The 14137-nt window shown below is 69.7% G+C and carries 19 protein-coding genes and 1 tRNA gene; 10 read left to right on the top strand and 10 right to left on the bottom strand.

The window, feature by feature from the left end; genetic code table 11:
* The first annotated feature begins 39 nt into the window (after positions 1-39).
* From ykgO to QE412_RS08685, 4 genes are read left to right on the top strand one after another with little or no spacing between them, the layout of a single operon-like run.
* Positions 40-162 (top strand): type B 50S ribosomal protein L36, encoded by a 123-nt coding sequence (ykgO, locus tag QE412_RS08700; protein WP_307487103.1) that lies wholly within the window; start codon positions 40-42, stop codon positions 160-162.
* Between the two features lie 21 nt (positions 163-183).
* Positions 184-369 carry a YtxH domain-containing protein gene (locus tag QE412_RS08695; RefSeq protein WP_307482369.1) on the top strand — a complete coding sequence of 62 codons (186 nt, stop codon included), beginning with the start codon at positions 184-186 and terminating at the stop codon, positions 367-369.
* Positions 370-417: 48 nt separating this feature from the next.
* The gene (locus QE412_RS08690) at positions 418-726 is read left to right on the top strand and encodes an ArsR/SmtB family transcription factor (RefSeq protein ID WP_307482366.1); all 309 of its coding nucleotides are present in this window, start codon (positions 418-420) and stop codon (positions 724-726) included.
* Positions 723-1019 (top strand): hypothetical protein, encoded by a 297-nt coding sequence (locus tag QE412_RS08685; RefSeq protein WP_307482363.1) that lies wholly within the window; start codon positions 723-725, stop codon positions 1017-1019. The genes QE412_RS08690 and QE412_RS08685 overlap by 4 nt, the downstream gene beginning before the upstream one ends.
* Before the next feature lie 81 nt (positions 1020-1100).
* Here QE412_RS08685 and QE412_RS08680 read toward each other — a convergent pair whose 3' ends face one another.
* The 3 genes from QE412_RS08680 to QE412_RS08670 form a co-directional block, all read right to left on the bottom strand.
* Positions 1101-1325 carry an RNA-binding S4 domain-containing protein gene (locus QE412_RS08680; protein WP_307482360.1) on the bottom strand — a complete coding sequence of 75 codons (225 nt, stop codon included), beginning with the start codon at positions 1323-1325 and terminating at the stop codon, positions 1101-1103.
* A 241-nt stretch (positions 1326-1566) separates the two neighbouring features.
* Positions 1567-2049 (bottom strand): SDR family oxidoreductase, encoded by a 483-nt coding sequence (locus QE412_RS08675; protein WP_307482358.1) that lies wholly within the window; start codon positions 2047-2049, stop codon positions 1567-1569.
* A gap of 25 nt (positions 2050-2074) precedes the next feature.
* Entirely contained in the window at positions 2075-2257 is a 183-nt protein-coding gene (locus QE412_RS08670) for an NAD-dependent epimerase/dehydratase family protein (RefSeq protein WP_307482356.1), read from the bottom strand.
* A gap of 65 nt (positions 2258-2322) precedes the next feature.
* On the opposite strand from QE412_RS08670, the gene QE412_RS08665 reads away from it, so the two are divergent.
* Both QE412_RS08665 and QE412_RS08660 read left to right on the top strand, forming a co-directional pair.
* Complete coding sequence (locus tag QE412_RS08665) at positions 2323-2664, top strand: metalloregulator ArsR/SmtB family transcription factor (protein ID WP_307482353.1); 342 nt, start codon at positions 2323-2325, stop codon at positions 2662-2664.
* A gap of 13 nt (positions 2665-2677) precedes the next feature.
* Complete coding sequence (locus QE412_RS08660) at positions 2678-3280, top strand: hypothetical protein (RefSeq protein ID WP_307482349.1); 603 nt, start codon at positions 2678-2680, stop codon at positions 3278-3280.
* Positions 3281-3756: 476 nt separating this feature from the next.
* On the opposite strand, the gene QE412_RS08655 is transcribed toward QE412_RS08660, so the two are convergent.
* From QE412_RS08655 to QE412_RS08635, 5 genes are all read right to left on the bottom strand, one after another.
* Positions 3757-3832, bottom strand: a tRNA-Met gene (locus QE412_RS08655).
* Positions 3833-3918: 86 nt separating this feature from the next.
* A complete protein-coding gene (locus QE412_RS08650) occupies positions 3919-4584 on the bottom strand; it encodes an RES family NAD+ phosphorylase (protein ID WP_307482346.1) in 666 nt (221 codons plus the stop codon).
* A 1-nt stretch (position 4585) separates the two neighbouring features.
* A complete protein-coding gene (locus QE412_RS08645; RefSeq protein WP_307482343.1) occupies positions 4586-4876 on the bottom strand; it encodes a hypothetical protein in 291 nt (96 codons plus the stop codon).
* A 412-nt stretch (positions 4877-5288) separates the two neighbouring features.
* Positions 5289-6053 (bottom strand): GntR family transcriptional regulator, encoded by a 765-nt coding sequence (locus QE412_RS08640; protein WP_307482340.1) that lies wholly within the window; start codon positions 6051-6053, stop codon positions 5289-5291.
* Positions 6034-6939: a DMT family transporter gene (locus tag QE412_RS08635; protein WP_307482337.1), complete on the bottom strand. Its 906-nt coding sequence runs from the start codon at positions 6937-6939 to the stop codon at positions 6034-6036. Before QE412_RS08635 ends, QE412_RS08640 begins: the two co-directional genes overlap by 20 nt.
* 254 nt (positions 6940-7193) lie before the next feature.
* Here QE412_RS08635 and QE412_RS08630 point away from each other — a divergent pair, with 254 nt between their 5' ends.
* A complete protein-coding gene (locus QE412_RS08630; protein ID WP_307482334.1) occupies positions 7194-8123 on the top strand; it encodes a hypothetical protein in 930 nt (309 codons plus the stop codon).
* Positions 8124-8126: 3 nt separating this feature from the next.
* Here QE412_RS08630 and QE412_RS08625 read toward each other — a convergent pair whose 3' ends face one another.
* Positions 8127-8534 (bottom strand): YccF domain-containing protein, encoded by a 408-nt coding sequence (locus QE412_RS08625; protein ID WP_307482331.1) that lies wholly within the window; start codon positions 8532-8534, stop codon positions 8127-8129.
* Between the two features lie 136 nt (positions 8535-8670).
* Between QE412_RS08625 and QE412_RS08620 the strand changes: the two genes are divergently transcribed.
* From QE412_RS08620 to QE412_RS08610, 3 genes are all read left to right on the top strand, one after another.
* Positions 8671-9147, top strand: coding sequence for a general stress protein (locus QE412_RS08620; protein ID WP_307482328.1), 477 nt, complete (start codon positions 8671-8673; stop codon positions 9145-9147).
* Positions 9148-9214: 67 nt separating this feature from the next.
* The gene (locus tag QE412_RS08615) at positions 9215-12067 is read left to right on the top strand and encodes an ATP-dependent helicase (RefSeq protein WP_373426540.1); all 2853 of its coding nucleotides are present in this window, start codon (positions 9215-9217) and stop codon (positions 12065-12067) included.
* A gap of 9 nt (positions 12068-12076) precedes the next feature.
* Complete coding sequence (locus QE412_RS08610) at positions 12077-13243, top strand: SseB family protein (protein WP_307482325.1); 1167 nt, start codon at positions 12077-12079, stop codon at positions 13241-13243.
* Between the two features lie 18 nt (positions 13244-13261).
* Here QE412_RS08610 and QE412_RS08605 read toward each other — a convergent pair whose 3' ends face one another.
* Positions 13262-13888 carry a DUF1684 domain-containing protein gene (locus QE412_RS08605; RefSeq protein WP_307482322.1) on the bottom strand — a complete coding sequence of 209 codons (627 nt, stop codon included), beginning with the start codon at positions 13886-13888 and terminating at the stop codon, positions 13262-13264.
* Positions 13889-14137: the final 249 nt, after the last annotated feature.

Raw genomic sequence — 14137 nt, 5'->3', positions numbered from 1 at the left:
TACCTTGTTACTGAGAATGCTTATCAACAAGGAGAAGCCATGAAGGTGCGCGCGTCGATCAAGTCCCTGAAGAAGCAGCCCGGCGCACAGGTGGTGCGTCGGCGCGGCAAGATCTTCGTCATCAACAAGCTGAACCCCCGCTTCAAAGGGCGCCAGGCCTGAGGTCGTTCGTAGACTCGCCGCGTGGAAGGTTGGGACCTCGTCTTCGGGGTGGTCATCGGTGTCGCGCTCGCGACACTCATGGCCCAAAGTGGGCGTGAGGAGGTGTGGCGCCGCCAGGCGGATGAGATTCGCGACGCCGCGCGGTTCGGCTGGATGCGTGTGAACGGGCCGCATGGTGGAGGGGGCGCAAACGAGAACCGTTCTTGATTGCGTGAACACATTGCAATTCGTTTATGCGTGTGGTGTGGTGAATACGTGGACAGGATCGCGGGGCTCGAAGAAGCCGCTGAGCTGTTCAAGGTTCTCGGCAACGAGTCGCGTCTCGCGCTCGTGTGGCTGCTGAGCCGCGAACCGCTCACGGTCACCGCTCTCGCGGAGCAAGCCGCCCTGTCGCAGCCGTTGGTGTCGCAACACCTGCGGACACTGCGACAGGCGGGTTTGGTGAGCTCGGAACGCGAGGGCAAGGAGATCCGCTACGCCCTCGCCGACCAGCACGTCGCGCACGTCGTGCTCGATGCGATCGCCCACGTCCAGGAACCGACCGACCAGGGGAACGAACAATGAGCACCATCGAGACGCACGCCGAGCACACCGTCGACGAGCACGCGCACGGCGACAACTGCGGCCACCAGAAGATCGAGCACGGCGACCACGTCGACTACGTGCACGGCACCCACCACCACGCCCTGCACGGCGACCACTACGACGAGCACGAGTCGAAGGCCGAGCACACCGTCGACGAGCACGCGCACGGCGACGACTGCGGACACGAGAAGGTCGCGCACGAAGACCACGTCGACTACGTGCACGACGGACACCGTCACTCGCTGCACGCCGACCACTACGACGAGCACTGAGAGGTGACGGCATCCCGTGTCACGAGCGCGGGATGCCGATGAGAAGGGCCTGTCTCCCTCGGGAGGCGGGCCCTTCGTGCGTCAGGCCTGCACCCGGAAGGATCGCCCCTCGAAGGTCACCACGTCGCCGACCCGGAGCTGCCGACCGCGGCGACGCTCCACCTCGCCGTTGACCGCGACGTAGCCGTCGATGATCGCCTCCTTGGCGTCACCGCCGGAGTCGAGGATGCCGGCGAACTTCAAGAACGGATTCAGTCGGATGCCGTCGCTGCCGACGTGGATGTCCTGGGGTTCGGGGCCGCTCATGGCTTCAGCATGACAGGTGTCTCGCGGCCTCCCCCCGAGCGACGTCGTTGAAAGACGCTAAGATCGCGAAGCCCGAACCCGCCCTCGGGAAGCGCTTCGCGAATGCTGTCCTCGCTGAACGGTCGCTGCGGTCGGAGCTCACGCGGAGGCTCGGGCGCGGGTGGGGCGGCCTCTGTGACACCCTCGGCGAGCATCATGGCCTGGGCTTTCGCAACGAGCGGCGTCACCATCAGCCACTCCGTCACCTGCGCGAGGACGCGGATGCTCCAGACCGGCGGGCCGGGACATACAGCGGGTGCCCGCCGGCGACCTCGGCGATACGTCGGACGGCGGCGCCGAGCTCGAGCTCTTCGGCACCCATCAGAGCGACGGTCTGGTTCGGCATCCGTCCCTCGAGGGCGGCGACCAGCACGTCGATCGCGTCCGCGATGGGCAGGGGGCGTGCGCGCCGCTCGCGGAAGCCGACCGTCGCGAAGACGGGGAAGGTGCGCACCGCTCGGGCGACATGGTCGACCATGTGATCGCCCGGGCCGTAGATCATCCCCGACTTCAGCACGGTGTACTCCAGGCCCGCGGCTCGGACGAGCTCCTCCGCCTCCCACTTGGTCTGGTGGTAGCCGGAGCGGGTGTCGGGGCGTGCGCGCAGGAAGCTCAGCAGCACGACCCGGCGTACGCCCGCGCGCCGAGCGGCCTCGAGGACCGCCCGCGTTCCGTCGACGTGCACTCGACGGAACGTCTGGTCGCCGATCTCACGGTTGATCCCGGCGCAATGGGCCACTTGCCTCGCAGTCGCGGAAGGCCCCGGTGAGTGCGTCGACGTCGTCGATGTCGACGCCCGTGCGACGCGAGACGACGACGGTTTCGGCCGGGTCGAGACGGGTTGCCAGGTGACGCCCCACGAACCCTGTACCGCCGGTGATTGCCACTCGCATGATCACTCCTTTGCTATTTAGCGAAGAAGCTACACGCAATTTAGCTACAGTGCTACATTGGGACCATGAGCGACGCAGCGTCCGACATCTTCGCGGCCCTGGCGCATCCGACCCGGCGGCAGATCCTCCAGGATCTGAAAGACGGCGAGATGGCCGCGGGCGAGATCGCGGCGCGCTTCGACGCCAGTGGACCGACGATCTCGCGACACCTCGGGGTCCTGCGTCAGGCAGGGCTGATCGCGGAGCGACGGGATGCCAATCGCATCCTGTACTCGCTGGTGGGGGAGCGCCTCGCGCTCTCGGTCGGCGACTTCCTGTCGACGGTCTGCCCGGAACAGATCGTGCTGCGCGAGGTGCGCAAGCGGCGGGGGTCGGTGCGCGGGGTCGAGGCGGTCGCGGAGGCCTGAGGCATTCGGTCGCGTGTGGGCCCGACCGGCCGTGGTGTGCGGTGTCAGCGCTGCGCGCGGGTTCCGGCATCGAGCGTCCGAGACGCTCGGATGGCGCGCGAATGCCTCCGAGCGCACCTGGGCGCCGTCCGAGGGTGGGCAGCTAAGTAGGCGCGACCGTGCCCCCGGACGCTATCGCGCATATGTCCCCGACGAACTGGGCCCGGATCTCCCCGCCGTCGGTGAACGCGCCCAGGGTGCGGCTGCCGACGCCCTCGTCGTTCTCGCTCGCGCCGACGAGCGTCTGGGCGCGAAGGCCGCGTACCTCTCGCATCTGCTCGTGCGATCCGAGAGCATCTCGTCGTCGTGGATCGAGGGCAATCGGGTGACGCCCAAGCGACTCGCGATCGCGGAGTCCCTGCGCCACGGCTCGCGCGCAGCCCTGGACGTCATCGCCAATGTGCACGCCACCGAGGACGCCGTCGCCGCACTCGCCGATCGCTCCCGCCCCATCACGGTGGACGACATCGAGGATCTTCAGCACGTCATCGAGCCCTCGTTACCGCGGGGTCTGCGCACCGAGCAGAACTGGGTCGGAGGGGCGGGCGGCCGAGAATGCGGTGCGTTTGGCAGATGACGTGGCACTCCTCGACGATGCGACGTTCGAGGCCCTCGTCCGTCACCGCCGTGAGCGGAACGCGCGTCCGGTCATCTCGCGGAGCGACGCCGTGGTGCGCAAAGTGCTCGACCGTCTCGCCGTCGAGTCCGTGGTCACCCTGCAGGGTGTCGCCGCGCGGCACGGCGTCTCGACCCACGGCAGCGCACCGGGCGCTTTCCGAGCTTCAGGATGCCGCCATCCTGGCCCGCACGAAAGATCAGCGCGGCCGCATCATCTGCTGGAGCGCCGATCAGTACCTCGGTCTCGTCGCGCTGACAGAGCGCAGCAACCGGGTGGGTGCCGGTGACACCGAGGGGCGCAGGCCCCGGAACGCCCCGGCCGCGCCCGATGTCGAACGGGTGGGACGCCTGAGCGGGGAAATTGAACGAGCCTCGCTCGCGACGGCGCACGCGCAGAGCCGCACATGGACACGTGTGTCGCGCGTGTAAGGGAAATGGACGCGACGGCGGGAGTCGAACCCGCCACGCCTTCGGTTATGAGCCGAGGCCCGGGACCGCCCGGATCGCCGCGATGTGCCCCACGCTATCTTGGCTTGCGAGCAGAGCGAACAGCCGTTGCGACGTGTGACGGGACATGACGCGACGTGACCTCTGCCATCAGTGGACAGTTATGCCGAAGGCCCTCGATACGGTCTCGAGATCGCGGTCGGAGTGCGCGATGGGGGTCGTTGACATCGACCCGATCTCGACTCCGGCAAAGACGGCCCAGCATTCGTGACTCTGGAAGCGAGACGAGTAGCGAATCCCGGAGTAGAGGGCTTCGTCGTTGTCGTCGACCTGTGTATACGCCCAGCGTGCGATCGCTCGAGTGAGGAGCCTGTTGGGCCCGCGCACGTTGGACGAATCCAGCGTTGCGATACCCAGGCGCTCGAGATCCTCGCCGAGGGCAGAGGTCAATAAGGTCAGTGTCTCGTCTCGTTCGACATCGAGAAACGGCAGCGGGCTCTGCAGCGAAAACTCCACCACAGCGCGGGCATGTCGCCAGCTCGCGGGAACGCTGCCTACAGCCATGAGATGCTCCGAGGTGGACGCGGCGAATGCGCTGCTGGACGCAGCCGGTCGAAAGTGCGCCAACACCTCCTTGAAGGCACCGACTCGCGTGCTCGAGCAGTACATGACGCCGCCGCCGACGACATCGAACCTGTTGCCGACGTCCGCTAGCTCGGCGTCAAGCGCATCGATCTCGCTGAAGTGGATCGCACCCGCTGCTCTGCCCACCCGGTACGCGGAGGCCGGGAAATTGGCGAGCCGTGGGCTGGGCATGTCAGGCTCCGTTGACGAACACTCTCGCGGCGGCGACGACCTCGCGGGCTCGCCCTTCTGCGAGCACTTCGATGGGGGAGTGATCGCCGAGGTTCGGGTTCATGCCGAGAAACCATGCCCTGGCAACGTGGGCATCATCCGCTTCCTCGATGAGGGAGTAGATCTGGAAGCTATCGCGCAGAAGCCGCTCATTGTCCATGTCGAGCCGAGTGGGAGACTTCAGCCATCGATCGATGGTGCGTACGTCCTTGCCGAAGATGGCCGCGACGGCCTTCTTGCCGAGACTGTTCACGAGAGTGCGGAGGATGGCGTCGGCCCCGCTGCCGATGGAGTTGTTGTGAGAGTTCGTCCGCGTGGGCGTTGCGGTGGGGCCAGCAACCGCCGCTGCTCGGATCTTTGGCATGGTGAGTCTCTCTGTTGACTAGTGATGTGGTGTGGTGACTAGTGATGTGGTGTGGTGACTAGTGATGTGGTGTGGTCGCCTAGACAATGTGTCGCCGTTCCGGCGTGATTATGTCCCGCATATATTCACGTTTGTGTCGTCGTTTTGTCAATCCTACCGTCGCGCCGGTCGCCGTGCGCGTACATGTCGACGTTTCACTCGCTCCTCGGAAGAAGGTCACCCGTGCGCCCAGGTTGAAGGTTCAGCGGGGATCAGGGCGAGAAGGTGGTCGAAGATGCATGGTCGCCGCGCGTAGGGCTGGTCAGTCGCGGTATCGCCCGTCGATGATCGCCCGCGTGGAGTGCTCGAGATGTGCGCGCACCGCGCGCTCCGGATCCGCCCACGCCTCGGCGACGTAAGCGCGGTGCTCCGCCGTCAGCGCTCCGGGCGCGTAGGCCGGGCGCACGTGCGTCAGCAGCAGGTGCATCTCCGAGTCGAGGCGCCGGTACTCCTGCGCGATGCGGGGGCTTCCCGCGGCATCGACGAGCGCGAGGTGCACTCGCGCGTGCGCCGCGAGGGTGGCGGGCCACTCTTCGGATGCCTCGGCGGCGGCGAGGGCTTCGAGGGCATCGTCGACGTCGGCGGGATGGATGCCGCGATCCCGCGCGATCCGGACCGCTTCGGTCTCGAGCGCGCATCGCAGCTGCTGCAGGGCGATGAGCGCGTCGTCGTCGAGCAGGGACACGCGCACGCCGCGGTAGGGCTCGGCGGTGACGAGGCGTTCCGCGGCCAGGCGCGTCAGCGCGGTGCGAGCTGTGTGGCGCGAGACGCCGTGCGTCGCACTCAGCTCCTCCTCGCGCAGCGGTGTACCCGGTGCGAGCTCGCCGGAGAGGATACCGGCGCGCACCGCGTCCGCGACGAGGTCGGCCGCGCGCGGGCCCGGTGCGGCGAGGGCGGAGTGCCGCCCGTCCGCGCCGGGGGCGGCGGGGGAGGCGCCACCCGCCGCGTTCGTTCGCGTGGGGGCGACGTCGGATGCGGCGTCGCCCTTCGCGACCCCGGGGATGCTGTCACGCGGGGGCCGTGGCATCCGGAACCTCCTGACGTCGACGCGAGGGGGCGGACACGACGGCGAGGCCCACCGCGATGAGCGCGAGTCCGAGCGCACTCACCGGCGTGAGCTGCTCGCGCAGCACGAGGAGCCCGAGCAGGGTCGCGGCGAGGGGCTCGGCGAGGGTCAGGGTCGACACCGTCACCGCGGACAGGCGCGCAAGACCCCACCCGAAGAGCAGGTAGGCCACCGTGGTCGTCACGAGTCCGAGCCACAGCGCCAGCGCCAGACCGTTCGGGGTTCCGAGCCAGGAGGCGCCGGCGACGAGCAGCACGGGCAGGCTCACGACGGCCGCCACGCCGAACACCGTGCCCATGACGCGCGTGGAGTCCCACCCCCTCTCGATCAGCGCCTTCCCGCACACGGTATAGAGGGCGTACGACATCCCGGCTCCGGCGGAGGCGAGCAGGCCGGCCGGCGCGAGAGCGACCGCACCGCCGGTCACCCCCGAGACGAGGACGACGCCGGCGAGGGCGATCGCGGTGGCGAGCATCCAGCGGGGGGAGGGGAGGCGGCGCGAGCGCACGGCATCCACGATCCCCGTCGCGATCGGGGCGGAGCCGAGGGCGACGACGGTGCCGATCGCGACGCCGTTCTCGCGCGTGCCGAGGAAGAACAGCGGTTGGTAGGCGAGGACGCCGACGGCGCCGATCGCGATCAGCGCGGCGGTCGACAGTCGCGAGCCCGTGGGCGCGGGCGTCGGGCGACGCCGCACCAGCGCGAGCAGACCCAGGATGCCGCCGCCGATGACGATGCGCGCCGCTCCGACCGCGAGGGGCGAGGCGTCGACGCCGGCGAGCGCCTGCGCGGTCCCGGTCGTCGAGAAGCACAGAGCCGCGGCGAGGATCGCGAGGGCGGGGAGCATGGACAGATTGTTACACAATCCATGCGGTACCGCCGCGGAGCAGGGCGCGAACCGTCGCGCGGAGTTCGTCGCCGACACGCCGTGCGGGGATGCCGCGAAGCCGGCGAGTCGGCCGAAACTCCGCGCGACGGCACAGGTCGACCATGGCGGCGGTTCGCCCGGGCACGTACGGCAGGAAGGGAGGGGCGGTGAGCGGGCGGCCGGGGGCCTCTCGGCGCGGCGAACGCTCAGCCATCGCTGTGTAACGTGGATGCATGGCGACGACGGCGGGGCGAGGCATCCTGGCCCTGGTCGTCGCCGGCGGACTCCTGGTGTTCGGAGCCGTCCTCGGCGTGCTGGTGGATCCGTTCGCCCGGACGCCGCGCGAGGTCGATGCCACGACGGAGCTGCTCGCCCGTCTGCTGCTGGTGCTCGGCGTCGTGTGGATCCTCATAGGCGCGATCGCCGCACGTACCAGCCTCGTGCGCCGTCCCGGTGCCGCCGCCGCGCGAGCGACGTGGATCGCCTCGACGCGGCCCTGGCGGGCCAGCGAGTCCAGCCTCGGTCTGCTGCCGCTGGACCGCTGGCTCATGATCGTCGTGCCGGGCGGCATCCTCGTGGCCACCCGCGTCCTGCAGACGCCGCGCGACGGCCTCTGGGGCGCCGCGCTGGCCATCGTCGGGTGGCTGTTCTTCGCCCTGATCGTGCGGCTGTTGCTCGGTCGGCGCTCGCCGTGGCCGATCATCGCCGCCGTCGGGGGAGCGCTCGTGCTGCGGTGCGTCGTCGCGCTCGCCGTGATCGCCGCCTCGGGACCCGAGGGGATCTGGCCCGACCTGTGGGCGGCGCCGTTCGTGCGCGTGCTCTACCTCGCCGTCGCATTCGCGCTGGTCGCCTGGGTGTTCGTCGTCGCCGGGTGGTCGCTGCGTCCGCAGCTCGGGCGGCGGCGTGCGACGGGGATCGCGTTGGCCGGCATGGGGGTCGCCTACGCCCTGCCGTCGGCGACGATCGCCGTGATGGGAGCCGCCGACGCCCTCCGGTCGTGGAACGAGCAGGTCGGCGTGCTGCCATGGGATCTCGCCCGTCTCACCGGCGCTCGAGAGGGCGTCATCCCCGGCGAGATCGTGATGGCCGGCGTCGTCGCCGGAGCGATCGTCATGATCGTCGGCATCGCCCTCGCGCTGCCGCGGAGAACGCTGGTGCGCTGAGCGTCAGGCCCGCAGACCGCGGTCGAACGGTCCGCCGCGACGGATGTCGACGACCTCCTTGCCCAACGGCATGAGCGAGACCGGCACGAGCTTGAAGTTGGCGATGCCGAGAGGGATGCCGATGATCGTCACGCACAGCAGGATGCCGGTGACGATGTGCTCCAGGGCCAGCCACCACCCCGCGAGGATGACCCAGACGACGTTGCCGAGGAACGATCCGACGCCCGCGGTCGGCTTCGCCACGATCTCCCGGCCGAAGGGCCACAGGGCGTACAGGCCGATGCGGAACGACGCGATGCCCCAGGGGATCGTCACGATGAGGATGCACAGGACGATTCCCGCGGCGAGGTAGCCCAGGAAGAGCCAGAAGCCCGACAGGACGAGCCACAGGACGTTCAGGATCAGGCGCATGCGTCCATCATCCCCGGTGACGGTGCGGAACACCCCGTGTTTGACAGGCCGCTACCCCCGCCACCGCGCCCGCGCAACCACCCACGCGGACGACGGACCGGGGGCTAGCGTGAGGCCGTCCAGGGAAGGAACGACCATGACCGACATCACCCGCGCCACCCCCGAACGCCGCACGCTGTCGAGCTTCAGCGACTACACCGGAGCGCAGGCGGCGGTCGACCGCCTGTCCGACGCGGGCTTCCCCGTGGAGCACACGGCCATCGTGGGCCACGACGTACGCATCGTGGAGCAGGTCACCGGACGGATGACCCGCGGCCGCGCCGCCGGTCTCGGCGCCGCCTCCGGCGCCTGGTTCGGTCTCATGATCGGGGTGCTCGTGGGGCTGCTGGCCCCGGGCGGTTTCCTCGGGCTGCTGCTGTGGGGCCTCGTGCTCGGCGCGGTCTGGGGCGCGGTGTTCGGGTTCGCCGGCCACGCGATGACCGGCGGACGCCGTGACTTCTCGTCGGTGCAGGGCTTCGAGGCCGAGCGGTGGGACGTGACCGTGGATGCCGAGCACCTCTCGCGTGCCCAGTCGCTGCTGTCGTCGGGGGCGGCGGGCGAAGCGCGGGCCTAGGGTTCCACGTCTCCGGGCAGGGGTGGGCGGGGCCGATGTCGGAGGCCCCGCCTAGACTTGACCCGCCATGACCGACGCCTCCACGCCCATCATCGTCGGCGGTCCCGCGCCGTCGGATGCCCGCCCCGACGCCGACCTCCTCGCCGGATTGAACGGTCCCCAGCGCGAGGCCGTGACCTATCGCGGCCCGGCGCTGCTCATCGTGGCGGGCGCGGGGTCGGGAAAGACCAGCGTGCTGACGCGACGCATCGCCTCGCTGCTGCGCACGCGAGAGGCGTACCCGAGCCAGATCCTGGCCATCACCTTCACCAACAAGGCCGCGGGCGAGATGCGCGAGCGCGTCCACCAGCTCATCGGGCAGAAGGCCGACGGCATGTGGATCTCCACGTTCCACTCCGCGTGCGTGCGCATCCTGCGCCGAGAGGCCGAGCAGTTCGGATTCACCAAGGCGTTCACCATTTACGACTCCGGCGACTCGCGGGCGCTGATCAAGCGTCTGGTCAAGGAGCACGAGGGCGACTCCTTCGGCCTCACCCCCGCGGGCACGCAGAGCCGCATCTCGAAGCTCAAGAACGAGCTCGCCGATGCCGAGTCCTACGCCCGGTCGGCCAACATGAGCGACCCCGCCGAGCGCGTCTTCGTCGAGATCTTCTCATCGTACCAGCGTGAACTGCAGCGCGCGAACGCCTTCGACTTCGACGACCTCATCGCGCAGACCGTTTACCTGTTCCGCGCGTTCCCGCAGGTGGCCGACGTCTACCGCAAGCGCTTCCGACACATCCTCGTCGACGAGTACCAGGACACCAACCACGCCCAGTACGCGCTCATCCACGAGCTGACGCGGCCCGTCGGCTCCGACGCCGAGCCGTTCTCCTCCGGCGGCATGATGATCTTCGAAGCCGAGCCCAGCGGCGAGCAAGCGGCATCCCTCACCGTCGTCGGCGACTCGGACCAGTCGATCTACGCGTTTCGCGGTGCCGACATCCGCAACATCAGCGAGTTCGAGCGCGACTACCCGGGTGCGAAGGTCGTGCTGCTCGAGCAGAACTACCGCTCCACGCAGAACATCCTCTCGGCGGCGAACGCGGTCATCGCGAACAACTTCGACCGCAAGGACAAGAAGCTGTGGACCGACGTCGGAGCGGGGGACCCGATCATCGGCTTCACCGGCTACTCGCAGCACGACGAGGCCCAGTTCGTCGCCGACGAAATCGAGGCGCTGCACAAGAAGGGCGTCGACTACTCCGGCATCGCGGTGTTCTACCGCACCAATTCGCAGTCGCGTGCGCTGGAAGAGATCTTCATCCGCTCGGCCGTGCCCTACAAGATCATGGGCGGCACGAAGTTCTACGAGCGCGCCGAGATCAAGGACGCCCTCGCGTACCTCGTCGCCGTCGCCAACCCCGCCGACGGCATGGCGGTGCGCCGCATCCTCAATCGTCCGCGCCGTGGCATCGGCGACGTCACCGAGACGGCGATCGCCCGTTACGCCGCCGAGCACGGCATCACCTTCCGTGACGCCCTGGCCAACTCCGCGCAGATCGGCGTCGGACCGAAGCTGCAGAAGGCCATCGATCAGCTCGACGCGGTGCTGACCGAAGCTACAGCGGTCATGCTCCCGGCATCCGGAGAGCTCGCCCCCTCGAGCTCGGTCACCGAGGGGCTCACGCTGCTGCTCAACAAGAGCGGCTACTTCGACGCCCTGCGCGCCAGCAAAGACCCGCAAGACGAGGCGCGCCTCGAGAACCTCGACGAGCTCATCGCGGTCACCCGCGAGTTCGCCCGTAACAACCCCGAGGGCACGGTCATCGACTTCCTCACCGAGGTGACACTCGTGGCGGATGCCGACGACCTCGACGATGCGTCGGGCTCGGTGTCGCTCATGACCCTGCACACCGCGAAGGGCCTCGAATACGACGCCGTGTTCCTCACCGGGGTCGAGGAAGATCTGCTGCCGCATCGTATCTCGGCGAACGAGCCGGGCGGTCCGCAAGAGGAACGGCGACTCTTCTACGTCGGCATCACACGCGCGCGCAAGCGCCTGCACGTCTCGCTCGCGATGACCCGCGCGCAATTCGGCGAGGTGACCGTGGCCATGCCCAGTCGCTTCCTGCAGGAGATTCCCGCCGATCTCATCGACTGGCGCCAATCGCCGGGTGACGTCAACGGTCGGGGCGGCTCGCAGTCCCGCGCGCTCAACGCGCGTGGCCGGCGCCCCGGGCAGACCGGTGGCGGCAACCGCTACGGCGACGACCTCGTGCCGCTGCCCAAGCGCGCGCCGGCCGACCCGAGCAAGTTCCCCAACCGCATCCCGGCGAAGGTGCGCGACAACGGCGACATGGTCCTGGCCGCGGGCGATCGCATCCGGCACGACGACTTCGGCGAAGGCCGCGTGGACGCCGTCACGGGCGAGGGTGCGAAACGTGTCGCGCACGTGCGGTTCGACACGGTGGGGCCCGAAGAAGCTGCTGGTCAAGATCGCGCCGATCGCCAAGCTGTAGCGCCGGCTCCTGCCTCTGCGCCGTGGGGCGTGTTGTCCTGCGCGGCCGCGCCGTTTCGGGGTGTGTGGTCTCGCGGTCGCGCCGTTTCGGGGCGTATTGTTTCGCGGTCGCGCCGTTTCGGGGCGTGCTGCCCCGCTGCCGCTCCGTTTCGGGGCGGGTTTGCGCGTTTGGGGCGCGGCATACCGCGCCCCAAACGCCGGAGCGTGCCCCAAACGCCGGAGCGTGTCGCGAACGCCGGAGCGTGCCCCAAGCGCCGGAGCGTGTCGCGAACGCCGGAGCGTGCCCCAAGCGCCGGAGCGCGCCCCAAACGCCGGAGCGTGCCCCAAACGCCGGAGCGTGTCGCGAACGCCGGAGCGTGTCGCGAACGCCTGGGGCAAGCCCGACCCCGCTCCCACCTCGCCGGGCACCGGCGCGGATAGGCTTGAGCAATGGCTCTCTTCTCACGCCGCAAGAAGTCCGATTCCGACGACGCATCGGCTGACCGGCCCGACTCCACGATCGAACCGGGTGAGCAGCCCGTCGACCCCGCCGGCCCCAGCGACGCCGACCCGAGCGACGTCCCTTCCGGCGCCACCGCAGACGGGGACACCGCAGACGGGGACACCGCGGGCGGCGCGACCGCGGGCGGTGCCGCCACTGCGGGTGCCACCGAGGCGACCCCCACGGTTGGTATCTCGATGTCGTCGTTCCGCGGTGTCGGTGCCGCGCCCGAAGCCCCCTCGGCGCCCCCGGTCGCGGCGCGACCGTCTGCTCGCCAGCCCGGACCGATGGAAGCCCCGACCGCACCCGAAACGGTGCCGGGGCTGCGCGACAACGCGCTGCTCGGCAAGGCTCTCGCGGAGATCACCGGCCAAGCAGAACCCGCGCAGCTGCTGAACGTCGCGCGTCAATTGCTGCAGGGACACGTCTTCTTGCGCGTGAAGGGCGACGCCCGGGCCTTGCTCGCGGAGGGCAAAGACCTGCCGCTCGCCGTGGCCAATCGTGGTGACGAGCAGCTCGTGCTCGCCTACAGCGGTGGCATGGCGCTGCGCGCCAGCGTCGAAGCCGACGGCGACCACGACACCTCGGCGATGGGGCAGCCCGTCATGGCGTTGCTGCGTCACGTGCTCGCCGGTCCTTACGCCGGGATCGTGCTCGACCCCGCTTCGGGCGACAACCGCGCGGTGCTGCCGAAGGCCCTGCTCGAACGGATGGTCGCCGAAGCAGACCCTGAACTGCGCGTCAAGACGGCGCTGTGCGAGACGCGCGACGACTCCACGGCATCCACCATCGTCGACGCAATCGTGGCCGAGGTGCCGCTGTGGATCGCGGTCAACCAGACCGCCGAGGGCGGGCCCGTCGGAGTCGCCGAGTCGCGGTCGGCCGCCGGGGAACGCTATCTCGAGGTGTTCACGCACCCGCTCGAGCTGTTGGCGCTCGGCCGCGGCGATCAGCCCCTGCCGATCAAGCCGCTGCAGCTGGCGAAGGCCCTCGCCGGCGATGCCGGGCTCACCGGCCTGCTCGTCGACCCGGCCGGGCCGTGGATTCGACTGACGCGCGAAGAGCTGGCTCCGGTCATCGCCCTCGCGAACGACGAGGCCGCGCCGACGTCCTGACCCCGGAGCGCGCGGGCGTCAGGCCCCGTACAGTTCGCCGACCGGGACCGTGACGGGCAGCACGTTTCCGTTCGGAGCCAGCGGGCACGCCCACATGGGGTCGTACGCGCACGAGGGGTTGTAGGCGAAGTTGAAGTCGATCACGAGCGTGTCGGGGGTGGCGCCGCGCCCGAGATCCGCCCCCTTGACAGTGTCGAGCAGATAGCGGCCACCGCCGTACGTTCCCCCGGGGCTCCCGGCGGCGGCATCGCGCACGGGAACGAACAGGCCACCACCATAGGAGGTCAGCCGCCAGACGTCGAGTGAACCGGTGTCGGGCAGCTCGACCCGGCCGACACGGTCGAAGCCGACCTCGCCGTCGGTGCCGGTCGTCGCCACGAACGACGCCTCGTCGGCGTCCAGCAGCGGCACTTCGAAACGCCACGCGGCGTCGTAGGGGGCGATCGGCAGCCCGACGAACGCCTCGCGCTGTTCGGGGAGCAGGGGAGTGGCGGGGTGGGCGGCGAACAGGGCGTCGCGCTCGATGCGCCACAGCTCGTGCGCCTCTTCGGGATCGTCGGCTTCGCGCACGGCGTCGTACAGGGCGAAGACGCGGCGACGCCAGTCGACGATGTCGAGAGCGGTGCGGGCTGCGACGGAGGTCATGTCCCGAGCGTAGGCGGGTGCCGGATGCTGTGGCGCAGGGTGGACACGCGCGCGCGAGCGGATACTCGTGCGGGCCCGCGCTCGCGCGCGATTCGCCTGCGCCGCGGGATGGCCCCGGGGTCACGTGGCGCGCCCCGCGGCCACGTTCGCCGCCCCGACACCGCTGCGGGGCCACGTCGTGCGCCACGAGAGCGCTCCGGGGCGACGTCGTGCGCCCCGAAACGCCCGAGCCCTCGCCCGAGCCCTCGC

It is taken from the genome of Microbacterium trichothecenolyticum (assembly GCF_030818955.1).
GTDB classification, from domain to species: domain Bacteria; phylum Actinomycetota; class Actinomycetes; order Actinomycetales; family Microbacteriaceae; genus Microbacterium; species Microbacterium trichothecenolyticum_B.
This window is presented reverse-complemented; position numbering and strand designations above follow the sequence as displayed.